This window comes from Acuticoccus kalidii (genome assembly GCF_021556395.1).
Classification (GTDB): Bacteria; Pseudomonadota; Alphaproteobacteria; order Rhizobiales; family Amorphaceae; genus Acuticoccus; species Acuticoccus kalidii.
Genome location: NZ_JAKGCS010000024.1, coordinates 606,758 through 621,662, shown reverse-complemented (window position 1 = coordinate 621,662; position 14,905 = coordinate 606,758). Strand labels below are relative to the sequence as shown.

The window sequence follows — 14,905 nt, the reverse complement described above, 5'->3', positions numbered from 1 at the left end:
TCACTCCTGCGCTTGGGCGAGCACGGCGGTCAGCGTGCGCTCCGCCAGGGTCACCTTGAATGCGTTGTCGTCGGTGGGGGTCGCGCCGTCGAGGATGGCCGCCATCGCCGCCGCGGCGCCGTCGGGGAGGGCGGCTTCCGCCTCCTCGCGCCGCCATGGCTTGGGCGCGACGCCGCCGAGCGCGACCCGGCCCGTGCCGTCCGCCTGCACGACCGCCGCCACCGAAACCAACGCGAAGGCGTAGGAAGAGCGGTCGCGGACCTTGTGATAAAAATGGCGGCCGCCGATCGCCGGGGGCAGCGTCACCGCTGTGATCATCTCGCCGGGTTCGAGCGTCGTCTCGTTCTCGGGCGTGTCGCCTGGGAGGCGGTGAAGGTCCGCAAGGGGCATCGTGCGCGTGTCGCCATCGGCGTTCACCGTCTCGACCGAAGCGTCGAGCGCGCGCATGGCGACGGCCATGTCGGACGGATGCGTGGCGATACAGGCCTCCGACGTGCCGATGATGCCGAGCTGGCGGGAATAGCCGTCGATCGCGGCGCAGCCGGAGCCGGGCGCGCGTTTGTTGCAGGGCATGTTCGTGTCGTAAAAATAGGGGCAGCGCGTGCGCTGGAGGAGATTGCCGGCCGTGGTCGCCTTGTTGCGAAGCTGGCCCGACGCACCCGCGACCAGCGCGCGCGTCAGAACGGCATAATCGCGGCGCACGCGGGCGTGCGCCGCAAGGTCGGTATTCCGGACCATTGCGCCGATGCGCAGACCCCCGTCCGCGCTGTCCTCGATGGTATCGAGGCCGAGATCGTTGACGTCGACGAGGTGGGTCGGGGTCTCGATCTCGAGCTTCATGAGGTCGAGGAGGTTGGTGCCTCCGGCGATGAATTTGGCGCCCTCGGTGGCGGCGAGCGCTCGGGCTGCGCCTTGCGGGGAGGTTGCGCGCTCGTATGAAAAGGCTCTCACGCGTTGTTCTCCGAAACGTCCTGAATGGCGGCGAGGATGTTCGCGTAGGCGCCGCAACGGCAGATATTGCCGCTCATGCGCTCCTTGATTTCCTCGGCGGTGGGGCGGATCGCGCCTGTGAGATCGCCGGTCACGTGGCTCGGCACGGCGGCCTCGATCTCCTCCAGCACGGCCGTCGCCGAGCAGATCTGACCCGGCGTGCAATAGCCGCATTGGTAGCCGTCATGCTCGACGAAGGCGGTCTGCATCGGGCTCATCTTGTCGGGCGTGCCGAGACCCTCGATCGTCGTGATCTCGTCCCCTTCGTGCATCACGGCGAGCGTCAGACAGGCGTTGATGCGCCGGCCGTTGACCATCACCGTACAGGCGCCGCACTGGCCATGGTCGCAGCCCTTCTTGCTGCCGGTCAGTTGCAGACTTTCGCGCAGCGCATCGAGAAGCGTCATGCGATTGTCGGCCGCCGCGATCTCGCGGACGGTGCCGTTGACGGTGAAGCCGATATCGGTGGTGACGGCCCGTGTCGGTGCGGTTGCGGCGCTGACGGGGGCATTCGGCGTCTGGGCGAAAACGTCGGTCGGGATGGCGGCGGCGGCTGTCGTCGCCACGCCTCCGATCATCGCGTCACGGCGCGTGACACGGAAGCTTTTCGGATGGTCCATCAAAGCTCTTCCCTTTGCTGGTGCTCGCGGAGGGCGGCGAGCATGGCGGGATAGCCGGGGCGGCCGAACTCACCCGGACTATCTTCAATGGAATAAATCTAAGCTGCGATCGCGGGCGGATAATGGCGGCCGGGCTCATAAGTCTAATCGACGCCATTCGTGAAACCGCCCGCGCGAGTCGCCGCGTCGGACGGCCGGAAGGCGCGACCGGGGAACATGCCGCGCCTCATACGCCGGCGTGACGAGTGGCGGGTCGATCCGTCCGACGGGCCGCTCGTCGCGCGATCGTGGCGGCTCCGAGAATGTGATCGCCGCGAGCACCGGGTCGCGGCGAGGGGATGCGCGTGGCGGCGCCTTATGGTCGCCGGCTGACGGGAGCGCGGCTCGTCGACCGCCGTTTATTCGGTTTCACCCGCATATTGCTCGTCGCTCACAGGCTCCATCCAGGTGACGTTCTCGCCGTCCTCGAACTGCTGGATCGCATAATGGGTGACGGCGGTGGTGTCGGTCGCGCCGTGCCAATGCTTCACGCCGGGCGGGCACCAGATCACGTCGCCGGGCTGCATGACGTGCTTCTCCTCGCCATCTTCCTGGACCCAGCCGGTCCCTTCGATGACGATCAGCATCTGACCCGCCGGATGGGTGTGCCAATTGGAGCGGGCGCCGGGCAGGAACGTCACCTTGCCCGCGTTCACCATGAACGGGTCAGGATTGTCGAAGACGGGCTCGACATAGACCGTGCCGGTAAAGAGCTCGGACGAGCCGATCATGCCGTCTCGGCTGCCATTTTTGGTGATCTGCATATCCTGCGCGGCGGCGCTCGATACGCAGACGATGGTGGCGATCGCGAATGCGGATTGTTTCAGCATCGAAGTCTCCAGTCGGTTGGGAAAAATGGCCCTGTTCGGCCGGGCACGAGCCTGCGGCTCCCGCGCGGGGCGGAACGCCACGAGGCGATCGAGTGTCGGGATGGGTCAGGAGGCGGGCGGGGTCAGCCGCGCCGCACCTCGTGGCGAAGCCAGACGACGCCACCCTCCAGCGTTTCGCTGGAGACGAGCCGCAGGTGCCGCCCCTCGAAGGGACGGGTCGCGTCCGGGCCGTCGAATTCGTAGATCGCGCGGACGCCCGAAAGGCCGTCGATCGCGGGCATGATCAGGGTGGACACGTGGTCGATCAGGTCGGCGGCCAGGAAGCGCCCGTTGGTCGTCGCACCTCCCTGCAAGGTGAGGCGGCGGACGGCGAACGCTTCGCCGATCGTCGTGAGCGCGGCGGCGAGATCGTGGCCGTCCGCGCCGGCGAAGACGTAGGAAACGCCCCGCTCGCGCAGCCGATCGAGCGTCGACTGCGGGACCGACGGGGAAAGGATGACGACGGCGTGATCGCCATCCACATCGTTGCCGTCGAAGGCGAGGCGGCCGGACGGGTCGATGGCGACCGCCAGCGCCCTCCCGGCACGCTCCCCGACGAAATGCGGACGGATGCAGGGTTCCGGCAACAACGGAGGGGCGGGATGCTCGGCCACGGAGTCGGCCATCGTCTTGCGGCCGACGATCCATCCGTCGCCGCCGATCCGCTTCATTATAGACGCGCATGACCATGTCCATCGCGGATGCGCCATCGGGACCAGTCCAGCGATGCGGAAACAGGCGGCCGTCCAAAGACGTGATCATGTGGCAGGTGATCGTCGGGCGCATGGTCGTCCTTCGGGATAACTGTCGGATGATCTCGCGGTCGAAGCGTCTGGCGTTGGGGCGTGGTCGTCAGCGCCCGTAATCGGTGTCGCTGACCTTTTCGAGCCACGTCACCGCCGATCCATCTTGCGCCTCCTGGATCGCGATGTGGGTCATTGCGACATCGGGGGCCGCGCCGTGCCAGTGCTTCTCTCCGGCGGGAAACCAGACGACATCGCCGGGGCGGATCTCCTCGACCGGGCCGTCTTCGCGCTGCACGCGTCCCTTGCCCTGGATCACGATCAGCGTCTGGCCGATCGGGTGGGTGTGCCAGGCCGTACGCGCGCCCGGCTCGAACGTCACGGCAGCGCCGGACGTGCGCGCGGGCGCCTCGGCGGCGAACAACGGATCGATCCGCACGCGCCCGGTGAACCAGTCCTCGGGGCCTGGCGTGGACGGCTGGGTGCCGGCTCTCGTGATCTTCATGGTGTCGATCCTCCTCGGCGATCTCTGTCGCTTTCCAAAAATAGGGGGACGCGCGGGATCGATAACCGGCCAGGGCGCACAATCACTCATGAAGAGCGTTCATGAAACTCGTTGGCGGCGCTGGGGCGTGGGCTTGCGTGACGAGCGCGGCGATGATGTCGCGTTGTCCGGTGGGAACGGAACCCGTAAAATGGGCGCGTTCTTATGATGCAGGTTCATAAATGCTGAAGGACAACATTTCCGATCTGATGTCGTTCATCATCGTGGCGCGGGAGGGCAGCTTCACGCGGGCGGCGGCGCAGATCGGGGTGTCACAGTCGGCGCTCAGCCACGCAATGCGCGGCCTCGAAGAGCGGCTCGGTATGCGCCTGTTGACCCGCACCACGCGCAAGGTCACGCCGACCACCGAAGGCACGCGCGTGTTGGAGCGGATCGCCCCCCGCCTCGACGAGATCGGCGAGGAGTTGCAGGCCCTCATCGAAATGCGGGATCGCCCCGCCGGCATGATCCGCATCACCGCGACGGACTATGCGGCCGACACCGTCCTGTGGCCGAAACTCTTCCCGGTTCTCCGAGACTATCCGGACCTCAAAGTCGAAGTCATCGCCGACTATGGCTTGACCGACATTATCGGCGAGAAGTTCGACGCGGGCGTTCGCCTCGGCGAGTCGGTCGCCGATGGGATGATCGCGGTCCGTATCGGGCCGGATTTCCGTATGCTGGTAGTCGGCTCGCCCGATTATGTCGCCGAGCACGGTCATCCCGGCTCGCCGCAGGAGCTGACGAACCATGTCTGCATCAACCTGCGCCTGCCGACGCATGGCGGCCTCTATGCTTGGGAGTTCGAAAAGGACGGTCGCGAGATCCGCGTGCGTGTCGATGGACAGCTGACCTTCAATTATGTCGGCCCGGTCGTCGCCGCCGCGCTCGAAGGCTATGGCTTCGGATATGTGCCGGAGAGCCTTGTCGAGGAGCATATTGCGGCGGGGCGGCTCGTGTCCGTCCTCGAGGACTGGAGCCCACCCTTTCCGGGCTATTATCTCTATTACCCCCACCGCCGGCAGGCCTCGCCCGCCTTCGCCGTTCTCGTCGACGCGCTGCGCTACAACCCGTAGACGCGGCGGGCGGCGGGCTTTGGGCGGCCGGCGGCGCGATCCCGCGCGTCAGCCCTCGCGACTGTCGAAGACCTCTTTGACGACGGGCATCGCGGAGAAAATGTTCGGCCAGCCGGCATAAAACGCGAGGTGCGCCAAGGCAGCGGACGCTTCCTCTTTCGTCAACCCGTTGTCCATCGCACGGTTGAGATGGAAGGTGACCTGCTCGACCTTGCCGGTGGCGATGAGGGCGGAGACGGTCACGAGGCTTCGATCGCGCGGGGCGAGCGCCGGACGTTGCCACAGATCGAGGAAAAGCAACTGCTCGGTGTTGTCGACGACACCTTGGCTGACATTGCCGAACCGCTCTTGCACGAAAGACTGGCGCTGGTCCTCCACCTCCTGGTCGAGGGGGAGCATGTCGGCCGGCTCCGCGGCGGGAAGCTCGTCCGCGGTGACGCCGCGCGCCGCAAACACGTCCGCCGCGGCGGCTGCCGCTTTCATCGCGTTCTGCCAGCCGGCGTAAAAGGCGAGATGGGTGATCGTCTCGGAGAGTTCCGCCGCGGTGACGCCATTGTCGACGGCATAGTCGAGATATTGCGCCAGCCCCTCCGACTCGCTGCGCGCGATGAGAGCGGCGACGGTCAGGAGCGAGCGGTCGCGCGGCGAGAGGCTTTCATTCCCCCAGACGGACCCGAACAGATCGTCCTGCGTATAGGCATGAAGGGCCGGGGACACGGCGGCGAGCGTCTCCATGGGGGCCGGAGGCGTCTCCTGTGCGTGCGCCGCGGGGCCGATCGCCGTGAGCGCACCGGCGAGTGCCGCAATCTTTCGCATGTCTCTCTCCATACCCCTGTTGCAAGACCCGTCCGGCGAGAGCGCCGACGGCAGGGTGTTGAGATATGGGCGTATGGCGAGGCAACTATCGCATAAATCGCGATAAGTTTGATGAAAGTGGCTCATGGAATGGGGCATCCGTCGGCGCGGGACCCGTTCGCGGGTCACACGATCGCGTGCGGCGCGCTCAGATCAGCGTGCCGCCGTCCCCGGTGAAAGTCATGCCGCCGATGAGGACGGCGATTGCGGCGAGGGAGGGCATCGACGCGACACGGTCGCCGACCGCGAGGCCCTCCACCCGAGGGCCGAAGGGCGGCCGGTCGACCGGATCTCGATGATCCTCGCCATAGCGCGCCTACTTGAAGTTCACGAGGTTCAAGTTGGGCAGCGGTCCGCCCGGGAATTGGACGAGCTTGCCACCGACGGCGACCGGCCCGAGATCGATGCCGAGAAAGCCGAGCCGCTCGATGAGCGCGCCGATTTCGGTCTTCGCCGCCGCATCGTCCCCCGAATAGAACAAAACGCGCGTGCCGCCTTCCGCCGCCGGATTGCCGGAGAGCTTCTCCGGCCTCAGATGATTGAACGCCTTCACCACCCGCGCGCCGGGAACGAGCGCGCTGACGATCTCGGTGGAGAGGCGGCCGCCGAGATCGACCGGTTCGAAAAGCGGCGCCTCGATCGGGTTGTTGGCGTCGATGACGATGCGCCCGTTCCAATCCGGCAGATCGGCGAGCGCGGCGGGCAGCTTCGACCAGGGCACCGCGACGAGGACGATGTCGGCGGCCGCCGCCTCGGCAAGGAGCGTCGCGGTGATGTGGGGGTCGAGCTCGGCCACCAGCGGCGCAAGGGTCTCTGGCCCGCTTCTGTTGGCGATCGAGGCGGCGATGCCGTTGCGCGCAAGGGCACGGGCGAACGCGGCGCCGAGATTGCCGGCGCCGATGATACCAATGGACATGGCTTCGTTCCCTCGGGTTTCGGTCGGCATCAGGCGGACTGTCCGCCGTCGACCTTCAGCGCGGCGCCGTTGACGTAGGCGGCGTCTGGACCGACGAGGAAGGCGACGGCGCCGGCGACGTCCTCCGGGCGGCCATAGCGGCCGAGCGGGCTCAGCGCCCGCTGCACGTCGGCGTGCGGCCCCGTCTGCGGATTGGACTCGGTGTCGATGGAACCGGGCTCGACGACATTGACGGTGATGTTGCGGGCGCCGAGATCGCGGGCCCAGCCGCGCGCATAGGCCCGCACCGCGGCCTTTGTCGCTCCGTAGTCGGCAAAGCCCGGAAAGGGCATGTGGTCCGACCCCGACGTGCCGATGGAGACGATCCGGCCGCCATCCTTCATCAGCGGCACAGCAGCGCGCACGGCGGCGGCCGTTCCACGCACGTTGATGTCGATCTGCCGGTCGAGCGCGGCGGGATCGCCCGCCGGATCGTCGACCGTCCCGAAGACGCCGGCGCCCGCCGAGTTGACGAGGATGTCGATGGCGCCGAGCGCCTTGTGTGCGGTTTCGACAAAGCGCTTCACTTCGGCCGGGTCCGACTGATCGGAGCGGATGGCGAAGGCCCTGCGTCCGAGTGCGACCACCTCACGCACCAGGGCCTCGGCGCGGTCCGTCGCGGCGACGTAGCTGAACGCGACGTCAGCGCCATCCGCGGCGAGACGGGTGACGATCGCCGCGCCGATACCGCGCGATCCGCCGGTGACGAGGGCAGCCTTACCGGCAAGCGGTGTCGGGTTGGTCATGCGATGCCTCCTCCGGGTCCCGAGGGACGTGTTCGGTGTGCTGAGACCGGCCGCAGAGCCGGTGCGTTGAGGCGGATATCGCTTGCCAACTCCGTGAAGATTAGGCGTGAATCACGCCAATCTGTTTCAAGCGGTTGTTGAAAATGGAATCGCTCGCCAACCTCGAATCCTTCGTGCGCAGTGCCGAGCTCGGCAGCTTTTCCGCAGCCGCACGACGGCTCGGGCTGACGCCGGCCGGCGTCAGCCGCAACGTGGCGGCGCTCGAACGAAATCTCGGCGTGCGCCTCTTCCACCGCTCCACCCGGAGCCTGACACTCACCGAAGAGGGCGAGCGCTTTCTCGGCTCGGTGCGCGGCAATCTCGAGGCGCTCCAGCATGCGATCGCGGCCGCATCATCAAAGGACGGCGCCCCGGCAGGAACGCTGAGGGTGTCGATCGCGCCGGCCTTCGGGATCGAGTACATCCTGCCGCGTCTGCCGGAGTTTCTCGCCCGCTATCCGCACATCAAGGCGGACTGGTCGTTCGAGAACCGGCAGGTCGATCTCGTGGCGGAAGGCTATGATGTGGCGATCGGCGGCGGCTTCGAGTTGACGGCCGACATGGTGGCGCGCTCACTCGCGCCGGTTCACGCCGTCGCCGTCGCCTCTCCGGCCTATATGGAGGGCCGGATCGCGCCGCGGAATCCCGAGGAACTCAGCGAGATGAACGGCATCGTCATGCGCTCCGATTTCACCGGGCGGGTCCGCCACGTCATGATGCGCGATGCGGCGGGACGCGAGGCGTCCGCGCGCCTGCGCGAGAGCATCGTGTTGAACGATCCCGCAGCGATCCGCGCCGCGGCGCTCGCGGGTCTCGGCGTGACGCTGCTGTCGAAACCCGACGTCCTGACGGCCCTCGACAGCGGCGCGCTCGTCCGCCTCGCGCCGGCCTGGTACGCCGATATGGGACCGATCTCGATCTACTACGCCAACCGGACGCTGCTGCCGGCGAAAACGCGCGTCTTCGTGGATTTCGTGGCAGAGGTATTCGCGCGCGAGAACTGGCCGGAGCGCTTCGCCGGCAGCCTGGGTTGAGGGCTCCCCGGCGGCAAAATGGGAGGAGCGCGGTCCGGTTCCTCCCCAGCGCCTGGCCGCTGCGGCGCGCCCGCTATGCGGGCCGTAATCGCCAGCTACGGCCTCAGAGCCGATAGCCCCCGCTCGCCTCGATGACTTGGCCGGTCACCCAGCGGCCGTTCTCCGAGGCGAGGAAGGCGACCACCGCCGCGATATCGCAAGCCTCGCCGAAGCGGCCGAGGGCGGTGTCCGCCTCGATCGCCTTCACCATGTCGGCATTCTCGCGCACGGCGGCGTTCATGTCGGTTCGCGTCCACGCCGGCGCGACCGCGTTGACGGTGATCCCGCGCGGTCCGAGTTCCATCGCCAGCGTGTGGGTCAGATTGTTGATCGCCGCCTTTGCCATCGAATAAATCGGGACGGCCTGAAGCGGTCGCGCCGCCGCGCTGGACGAGATGTTGACGATGCGCCCGCCGTCGGACAAACGGCCGAGGCCGGCTTGTACGAGGAAGAAGGGCGAGCGGGCGTGGACCGCGAACATCGTGTTCCACGCTTCGGGCGTTGCGTCGGTGAGACCGCCCCATCCCGAATTTCCGGCATTGTTCACCAAGATGTCGAGCGCGTCGCTCGTCCTGCGGCGGCCAAGTTCGTCAGCGAGGCGCGTGAACAAGGCGGGGATGGATCCGGCGTCGACGAGATCGGCCTGGAGCGCGAACGCGCTGCCGCCGGCCTTTTCGATCGTCGCGACGACGTCTGCGGCGCCGGTGGCGGACTGATTGTAGGTGATCGCGACGGTCGCCCCATCCGCCGCGAGCCGTTCGGCGATCGCTCGCCCGATGCCTCGCGATCCGCCGGTTATGAGCGCGGTCTTGCCTGCAAGTGGCGTCGCCATATGCGTTTCCTTCATTGCGAGAAATTTGAAGTTTTTCGTCGTGCGGAGGGCGCGTTCCCGCGCCGTCACGCGATCCGTTCGCGCATGACCGGACCGGGCTTCGCCTCGACCACGGTGAAAGCGAGGCGGACGAGATCGGCCTCGCCGGCGAATTCGTGCTCGGCGATATGGTGAAGAAGGACGCCGAGCTGTTCGAGCTGGCGCGCGACCTGGAGCGGTCCGGCGTTGACGGCTTTGAACCCGGCATCGCCGATCAGACGGCGCGTGACGTCGCCCGCCCCCGCATCGTCGCTCGCGAAGAAGATGCTCGGCTTCGCGGGAACCTCGGCCCACGCGGCCGCGTCGAGCGCGGGCGCGGCCAACAGGTTGAACGCCTTGACGATCCGGGCTCTCGGCAACCGCCTTTGCAGATCTTCCGAGGTCGACCCGTCGCGCATGAACGCCAGATCGTGGACGTGGTTGAAGTCGGCGGTCACGCCGAGCGGGTTCATCGTCTCGATCACGATCTTGCCGTCGAGCGCGTCGCGGGCCGCCTCGACGATCGCGCCCACCCGAGGCCAATAGACCGAGAACAGGACGACGTCGCCGAATGCGGCAGCCTCGCGGATCGTGCCGAAACGAGCCCTGTCGCCGAGATCTTCGAGAAGGGGGCCGAGCTTTCGCGCCTCGCCGTCCTTCGCGACGACGAGATCGTGACCGGCGGCCGCCCACGCGCGTGCGAGGCGGCCGCCGATATTGCCGGCATTCAAGATTCCGATTTTCATGGTGGGATCCAATTCAACGCGGCGCCCCGTTCGGGCGCGGGCACGAGGCGGCGGCGCGCGAACGCCGCAACGCCGCAGCGCCCACCGTGTGAGCAACATCGTTCAGAGTCTGTCAGCGAAGAGGGAGGCGGAGGACGCGCCGGCGCAATCGGTCCGCCATCCGGGGGCTAGGGCCGAACGGTGTCGGCGCTCGCCAGTTCGAGGAACAAGGCGACGTGGACGGGTGGCATTCCCTCCAGCGTGCCTCCGATGGGTGAGGGGCGTTGCGTGTTCTCGATCAAGGCCCGTGCGGCGTCCGGGGACAGGGGTTGGCCGGGCTGCTGGAACAGCGCTTTCGCCTCCTCCTCGGCCATACCCTCCGGGATGACGGGTGCGTAAGGCCAGAAATAAATCGGGGTGTTGGGTTCGATACGCCAGCTTTCGGCGAGCGAACCGGCGTCGACCACATCATAGCCGACGCTCTCGAGGAACCGCGTCACCGCCGCCTTCGCGCCGGCGTCGTCCCCGGCGATGGGCAGGGTGGTCCGTTCGGTGTCGCCCTTCGGCCGGGCGTTATATTGCATATGGATCCAGCCGAGATTGTGGAGCCCCTTGATGACCGCCGCGCCGTCGAGGTGCCGTTCCACGAGTTCGCTCGATGTCAGCGCGCCCGCGTCGAGATCGGTGCTGCGGAAATCGCCCATGCCGGGATAGTAGTTCGTCTGATCGAGTACGATCTTCCCGGCGAACCGTGCGGCCGGCAGTCGTTCGACCGTCGGCAAAGGGACGGATAGCGTGACGATATCGCCCGCTGCGATCGCCTCCTCGACGGTTCCAGCGCGGGCGAGCGGGCCGAGTTCGTCGACCAGTGCGGTGAGGGTGTGGGGGCCCCGCGAATTGCTGATCACCACATGGTAGCCGGCGGCGACGGCGAGGTGCGCGACCGCCTTGCCGACGAGGCCGGAGCCGATAATTCCGATAGTCTGCGTCAACGTCGATGTCCTTCTTGGATCGGCCCGCCGACCGCTCGGGTGCGGCGCGCCTCTTTGCACGCCCTCGGCCGGCGGATGCCGTGGCCGGTGGCGCGACCCGGACATAAGTTTGTGGAGTTGAGGCCGACAGTAACGGGTCAGGCAACGCACTGTTGCCGGTCGGGGCAACAATGCGGCGCCCGCTCAGCCCCGGCTTTCGCCGTTCCCGTCGAATCGATCGCGGCAGAGGTCGACGAAGGCGCGGACCTTGGGATCCACATAGCGGGTGGATGCGAACACGGCGTGGACCGGCACGGGAAGGCGCCCCCAGCCCGGCAGGACATGGAAAAGGGCCCCCTCGGCCACATAGGGATCGGCCAAGTATTGCGGGAGCTGGACGACCCCCAGCCCGGACAGTGCGAGATTCCGGGCGCTCACGGTGTTGTCGATCGTACAGCGCGGCGTCTTCGTCACCTTCACCGTCTCGTCGCCATTGACGAGCGTCCAGACCGGACGGCCGCGCGGCGCATGCATGATGAGGTCGTGATGATCGAGATCCTCGATCGTGCGAAGCGGCGCCGCTCCTCGCAGATATTCGGGCGCGGCGTAGAGCCCATAAGCGAGCTCTCCGAGCCGGCGGGCCGAAAGCTCCGAATCGTCCAGTGGGCCGATGCGGATCGCGACGTCGATCCCTTCATGGATGATGTCGACGAGACGGTTGGTGTATTCCGCGTGCGCCGTCACCGCCGGCCAACGGTGGAGAAAGGCGGCGATCCATCCGTCGACGCGGCTCGTTCCGAATTCGGCTCCGGCGGTCACGTTGAGGCGTCCCGTCGGTGCGCGGCTCCGATCCGCGACGACGGCCTCCGCCGCCTCGGCCGCCATCAGGATCGACGAAGCCCGCTCGAAATACTCGCGCCCGACCTCGGTGAGTCCGAGCCGCCGTGTCGACCGGTTCAGGAGGCGCGCGCCGAGCTTTTCCTCGATCCGCCGGACAATGCGGCTGACGCGCGCTTTGTCGGTGCCGAGATCCTCCGCGGCCGCCGTGAAGGATCCACGCGTCACCACCGTGACGAAGGCTTGCATCTCGATGAGATCGACTGTTGTCGCCATGGACAACAGAGTGCGCTGCGGCGGCGAAGAGCACAACATTCCCGCAACGGCCGGTCGTCAGAGAGCCTCCTCGATGCGGGCGACGATTGGCGCGCCGCGCCGTGACCACGAGCGGGCATTGCGCGCCGACGGATCGGCAGTCCGGTCGTCGATCCCTGGAGAGACCGCCGGTCGCGGGCCGTCCTTGGGACGGATACGGAGCGGCAGGATGCGACTGGCGTGAAAATCCGATAAACATATTTGCCGCATCCTTGGACGATTGCGGCCAACTTACGACAGGTGAGGGTTTCGTGGCGGTAGCGCGGAAGCGGAAGAGTGCGGAGAAGGTGCGTTCGGCCGAGGTTGAGCCGGTGGCGATCGACGGGCCGTCTCTCGACGCGCTCACGCTGCCGGAGGCAAGCCAGCGCTACGAATTCTCCGAGCAGGCCGGCCACCTTCTGCGCAAGGCCTATCAGCGCCATACGGCGATCTTCCAGAAGCTGTCGCCCGATCCGCAGATGACATCGGTGCAATTGTGCGTCTTGTGCGCACTCGCCGAGCAGGGGCCGGCGTCGCTGACGACGCTCGGCCGCGCGACGGCCGTGGACCCGGCGACGATGCGCGGTGTCGTCGAGCGGTTGCGCGATCGCGGGTTCGTCGCCCTTTCGCCCGATCAAGCGGATCGGCGGAAGGTCCTCGTCTCGCTCACCGATATCGGAGCGGAAAGCGTCGCGCGATCGGTCGCCAATGCCGGTGAGATCACCCGCCTGACGCTTCAGGGCCTCTCGGTCGCCGAACAGGTCGCGCTCACCTACCTCCTGAAGAAAATCAGCGCCGACAATTGATCTCCGGCGCGAGAGCCGGGCCGGGGATGGCCGCCGCAAGCCGGCGCGTCCCCCATGGTGTCATGCCTGCCGCGAGGATTGCCCAGAATCAGGGCATACATAATAATGCCGCGGCGGGCGGTCGCATCAAATCTCGGCACTTGTCCAACTTGCTCAAAGTCAAAGAGTAGCGCTAACGTTGGGCTGGAAGCCGAGTTCGGCGGAATGGTCGCGCTGTCGTACCCGGATGTCTCGATGCGCGATCGCTCGGATCAGAATCGGGGGTTTATATGTACACATATGAAATGCGCGCACGTTGGTGCCTGCGGGCCGCGGCCGTGGCGTTCGTGGCGTTGGCGGTGTCGGTCGCCGGGTTCGCCCAGCCCGTCGAAGCGGCCGAGGCGCGGCTGCGTCTGATTTCCGCCTATCCGAAGACGCACAATCTCAACAAGCCGCTCCTCGCGCTGATCGAGGACGTGAACGAGCAGGGCAAGGGCGTCGTCCAGATCGACTTTCTCGGCGGGCCCGAGGCGATGCCGAGCGGGGAGATGCTGCAGGCGCTCTCGGGCGGCGTCGTCGATCTCTTCTATGGCGCATCCTCGCTCTTCTCCGGCGACGTGCCGGAGGCGGTCGCTCAGAATGGCAGCAACCTGTCCGCGGCCGAGCTGCGCGAAAGGGGCGCCCTCGACCTCCTCAGCGCCTATTTCGAGGAGCGGGTGAATACGAAATATCTCGGCTATTTCGGCTCCGGCTATAACTTCTACATCTACCTCCTCAAAGAGCCGGAAATGAACGACGACGGCTCGGTCGACCTCGAAGGCTGGAAGATCCGCGGCGGCTCGCCCTACAAGACCTTCCTCGACCGTCTCGGCGTCATCATGATCAGCATCTTCCCGCCGGACATGTACGCTGCCATGGAGCGCGGCGTGATCGACGGGCTCGTCTGGACGTCCGTCTCCGTGACGGACGATGGCTGGCCGAAATTCATCAAGTATAGGATCGCGCCGAGCTGGCGGCAGGGCGACATCGCGCTGATGGCCAACCTGTCGAAATGGGACGGTCTGTCGGAAGAGGCGCAGGCGCTGCTGACGAAGGTCATCGCCGAGAACGAGATCACCGCCCACGAGAATTACCAGAAACAGGCCATCGCCGAGGAGCAGACGCTCCACGAGGCGGGGATCGTCGATATCGACCTCGAAGGCGCTGCGCGCGAGGCCTATGTCGACGCCGCCATCGGCAATCTGTGGGAGGACATGAAGGCCAATGTCGCCCCCGAAGAGGTCGAGAAGCTGAAGGGCGCCTTCTACGACCCGTCCAAGAACTGATCGAGGCCGGTCCGGCCGCGTGCCGGGCCATCCTGGGCCGCGCAGCCGGAAAGGATCCTCCGTTGTCGAAAGTGTGGGCGGACGCGGTTCGCGTCTATGACTGGATCGTCAATATCTGCGCCATCATCGGCGGGGCGATCCTGGCGTTCATCTTCGTCGCCATCATCTGGGACGTGTCGCTGCGCTCGCTGCGGATCCAGCCGCCGGCCTTCACCATGTCGGCGACGGAATATGGCATGTTGCACATGACGGTGCTCGCCGCGCCCTGGGTCTTGCGCGAGCACGCCCACGTCTCCGTGACGACATTCCTCGAAAAGCTGCCGCCCGCCGCGCAAATCCAGATCCGCCGCGTCGCTTTCGTGATCGCGGCGCTCTCCTGCGCGATCGTCGCCTATTACGCGACACGCGCGACGCTCACCATCACCGGCTACGATATTCGCTCCGTCGCGGTGCCGCGCTGGACGGTCCTCGTCACGATGCCGGTGGGCTTCACGCTTCTCACGATCGAGTTCGCCCGCCTTGCCTGGCGCGGCGTCTTCTCGAGCGAGCTGCAGGAGCACTGACGGGGA

Annotated in this window: 17 protein-coding genes; 5 read left to right on the top strand and 12 right to left on the bottom strand. The window is 66.8% G+C overall.

Going from position 1 to position 14,905, the window contains the following annotated elements:
• The 5 genes from L1787_RS16375 to L1787_RS16355 form a co-directional block, all read right to left on the bottom strand.
• Entirely contained in the window at window positions 1-951 is a 951-nt protein-coding gene (locus L1787_RS16375) for an FAD binding domain-containing protein (RefSeq protein ID WP_235709900.1), read from the bottom strand.
• Window positions 948-1,610 (bottom strand): aldehyde dehydrogenase iron-sulfur subunit PaoA, encoded by a 663-nt coding sequence (paoA, locus tag L1787_RS16370; protein ID WP_235709899.1) that lies wholly within the window; start codon window positions 1,608-1,610, stop codon window positions 948-950. Before paoA ends, L1787_RS16375 begins: the two co-directional genes overlap by 4 nt.
• 398 nt (window positions 1,611-2,008) lie before the next feature.
• Entirely contained in the window at window positions 2,009-2,479 is a 471-nt protein-coding gene (locus L1787_RS16365; RefSeq protein ID WP_439648293.1) for a (R)-mandelonitrile lyase, read from the bottom strand.
• A gap of 122 nt (window positions 2,480-2,601) precedes the next feature.
• Window positions 2,602-3,189, bottom strand: a complete 588-nt coding sequence (locus L1787_RS16360; protein WP_235709898.1) for a dihydrofolate reductase family protein — start codon at window positions 3,187-3,189, stop codon at window positions 2,602-2,604.
• 181 nt (window positions 3,190-3,370) lie between these two features.
• Window positions 3,371-3,766 carry a (R)-mandelonitrile lyase gene (locus tag L1787_RS16355; protein WP_235709897.1) on the bottom strand — a complete coding sequence of 132 codons (396 nt, stop codon included), beginning with the start codon at window positions 3,764-3,766 and terminating at the stop codon, window positions 3,371-3,373.
• A 221-nt stretch (window positions 3,767-3,987) separates the two neighbouring features.
• Between L1787_RS16355 and L1787_RS16350 the strand changes: the two genes are divergently transcribed.
• Window positions 3,988-4,881 (top strand): LysR family transcriptional regulator, encoded by an 894-nt coding sequence (locus tag L1787_RS16350; RefSeq protein WP_235709896.1) that lies wholly within the window; start codon window positions 3,988-3,990, stop codon window positions 4,879-4,881.
• Between the two features lie 48 nt (window positions 4,882-4,929).
• Here the strand turns inward: L1787_RS16350 and L1787_RS16345 are convergent, their stop codons facing one another.
• From L1787_RS16345 to L1787_RS16335, 3 genes are all read right to left on the bottom strand, one after another.
• Window positions 4,930-5,697: a carboxymuconolactone decarboxylase family protein gene (locus L1787_RS16345; protein WP_235709895.1), complete on the bottom strand. Its 768-nt coding sequence runs from the start codon at window positions 5,695-5,697 to the stop codon at window positions 4,930-4,932.
• A 355-nt stretch (window positions 5,698-6,052) separates the two neighbouring features.
• Entirely contained in the window at window positions 6,053-6,652 is a 600-nt protein-coding gene (locus L1787_RS16340; RefSeq protein ID WP_235709894.1) for an NADPH-dependent F420 reductase, read from the bottom strand.
• 29 nt (window positions 6,653-6,681) lie between these two features.
• The gene (locus L1787_RS16335) at window positions 6,682-7,437 is read right to left on the bottom strand and encodes an SDR family NAD(P)-dependent oxidoreductase (RefSeq protein ID WP_235709893.1); all 756 of its coding nucleotides are present in this window, start codon (window positions 7,435-7,437) and stop codon (window positions 6,682-6,684) included.
• Window positions 7,438-7,580: 143 nt separating this feature from the next.
• Between L1787_RS16335 and L1787_RS16330 the strand changes: the two genes are divergently transcribed.
• On the top strand, window positions 7,581-8,510 hold the full coding sequence (locus L1787_RS16330) for a LysR family transcriptional regulator (RefSeq protein WP_235709892.1): 930 nt from the start codon (window positions 7,581-7,583) through the stop codon (window positions 8,508-8,510).
• Window positions 8,511-8,613: 103 nt separating this feature from the next.
• On the opposite strand, the gene L1787_RS16325 is transcribed toward L1787_RS16330, so the two are convergent.
• The 4 genes from L1787_RS16325 to L1787_RS16310 all read right to left on the bottom strand — a co-directional run bounded on the left by L1787_RS16325 (window position 8,614) and on the right by L1787_RS16310 (window position 12,208).
• Window positions 8,614-9,381, bottom strand: a complete 768-nt coding sequence (locus L1787_RS16325; protein WP_235709891.1) for an SDR family NAD(P)-dependent oxidoreductase — start codon at window positions 9,379-9,381, stop codon at window positions 8,614-8,616.
• Window positions 9,382-9,446: 65 nt separating this feature from the next.
• Window positions 9,447-10,145, bottom strand: a complete 699-nt coding sequence (locus tag L1787_RS16320) for an NADPH-dependent F420 reductase (protein ID WP_235709890.1) — start codon at window positions 10,143-10,145, stop codon at window positions 9,447-9,449.
• A 167-nt stretch (window positions 10,146-10,312) separates the two neighbouring features.
• Entirely contained in the window at window positions 10,313-11,221 is a 909-nt protein-coding gene (locus L1787_RS16315; RefSeq protein ID WP_369415104.1) for an NADPH-dependent F420 reductase, read from the bottom strand.
• A gap of 78 nt (window positions 11,222-11,299) precedes the next feature.
• Window positions 11,300-12,208 (bottom strand): LysR family transcriptional regulator, encoded by a 909-nt coding sequence (locus tag L1787_RS16310; protein WP_235709888.1) that lies wholly within the window; start codon window positions 12,206-12,208, stop codon window positions 11,300-11,302.
• A gap of 290 nt (window positions 12,209-12,498) precedes the next feature.
• Between L1787_RS16310 and L1787_RS16305 the strand changes: the two genes are divergently transcribed.
• The 3 genes from L1787_RS16305 (at window position 12,499) to L1787_RS16295 (ending at window position 14,899) form a co-directional block, all read left to right on the top strand.
• Window positions 12,499-13,032 carry a MarR family winged helix-turn-helix transcriptional regulator gene (locus tag L1787_RS16305; protein ID WP_369415103.1) on the top strand — a complete coding sequence of 178 codons (534 nt, stop codon included), beginning with the start codon at window positions 12,499-12,501 and terminating at the stop codon, window positions 13,030-13,032.
• A 269-nt stretch (window positions 13,033-13,301) separates the two neighbouring features.
• Entirely contained in the window at window positions 13,302-14,336 is a 1,035-nt protein-coding gene (locus L1787_RS16300) for a type 2 periplasmic-binding domain-containing protein (RefSeq protein ID WP_235709887.1), read from the top strand.
• 71 nt (window positions 14,337-14,407) lie between these two features.
• Window positions 14,408-14,899, top strand: coding sequence for a TRAP transporter small permease (locus tag L1787_RS16295; RefSeq protein WP_235710071.1), 492 nt, complete (start codon window positions 14,408-14,410; stop codon window positions 14,897-14,899).
• Window positions 14,900-14,905 lie beyond the last annotated feature (6 nt).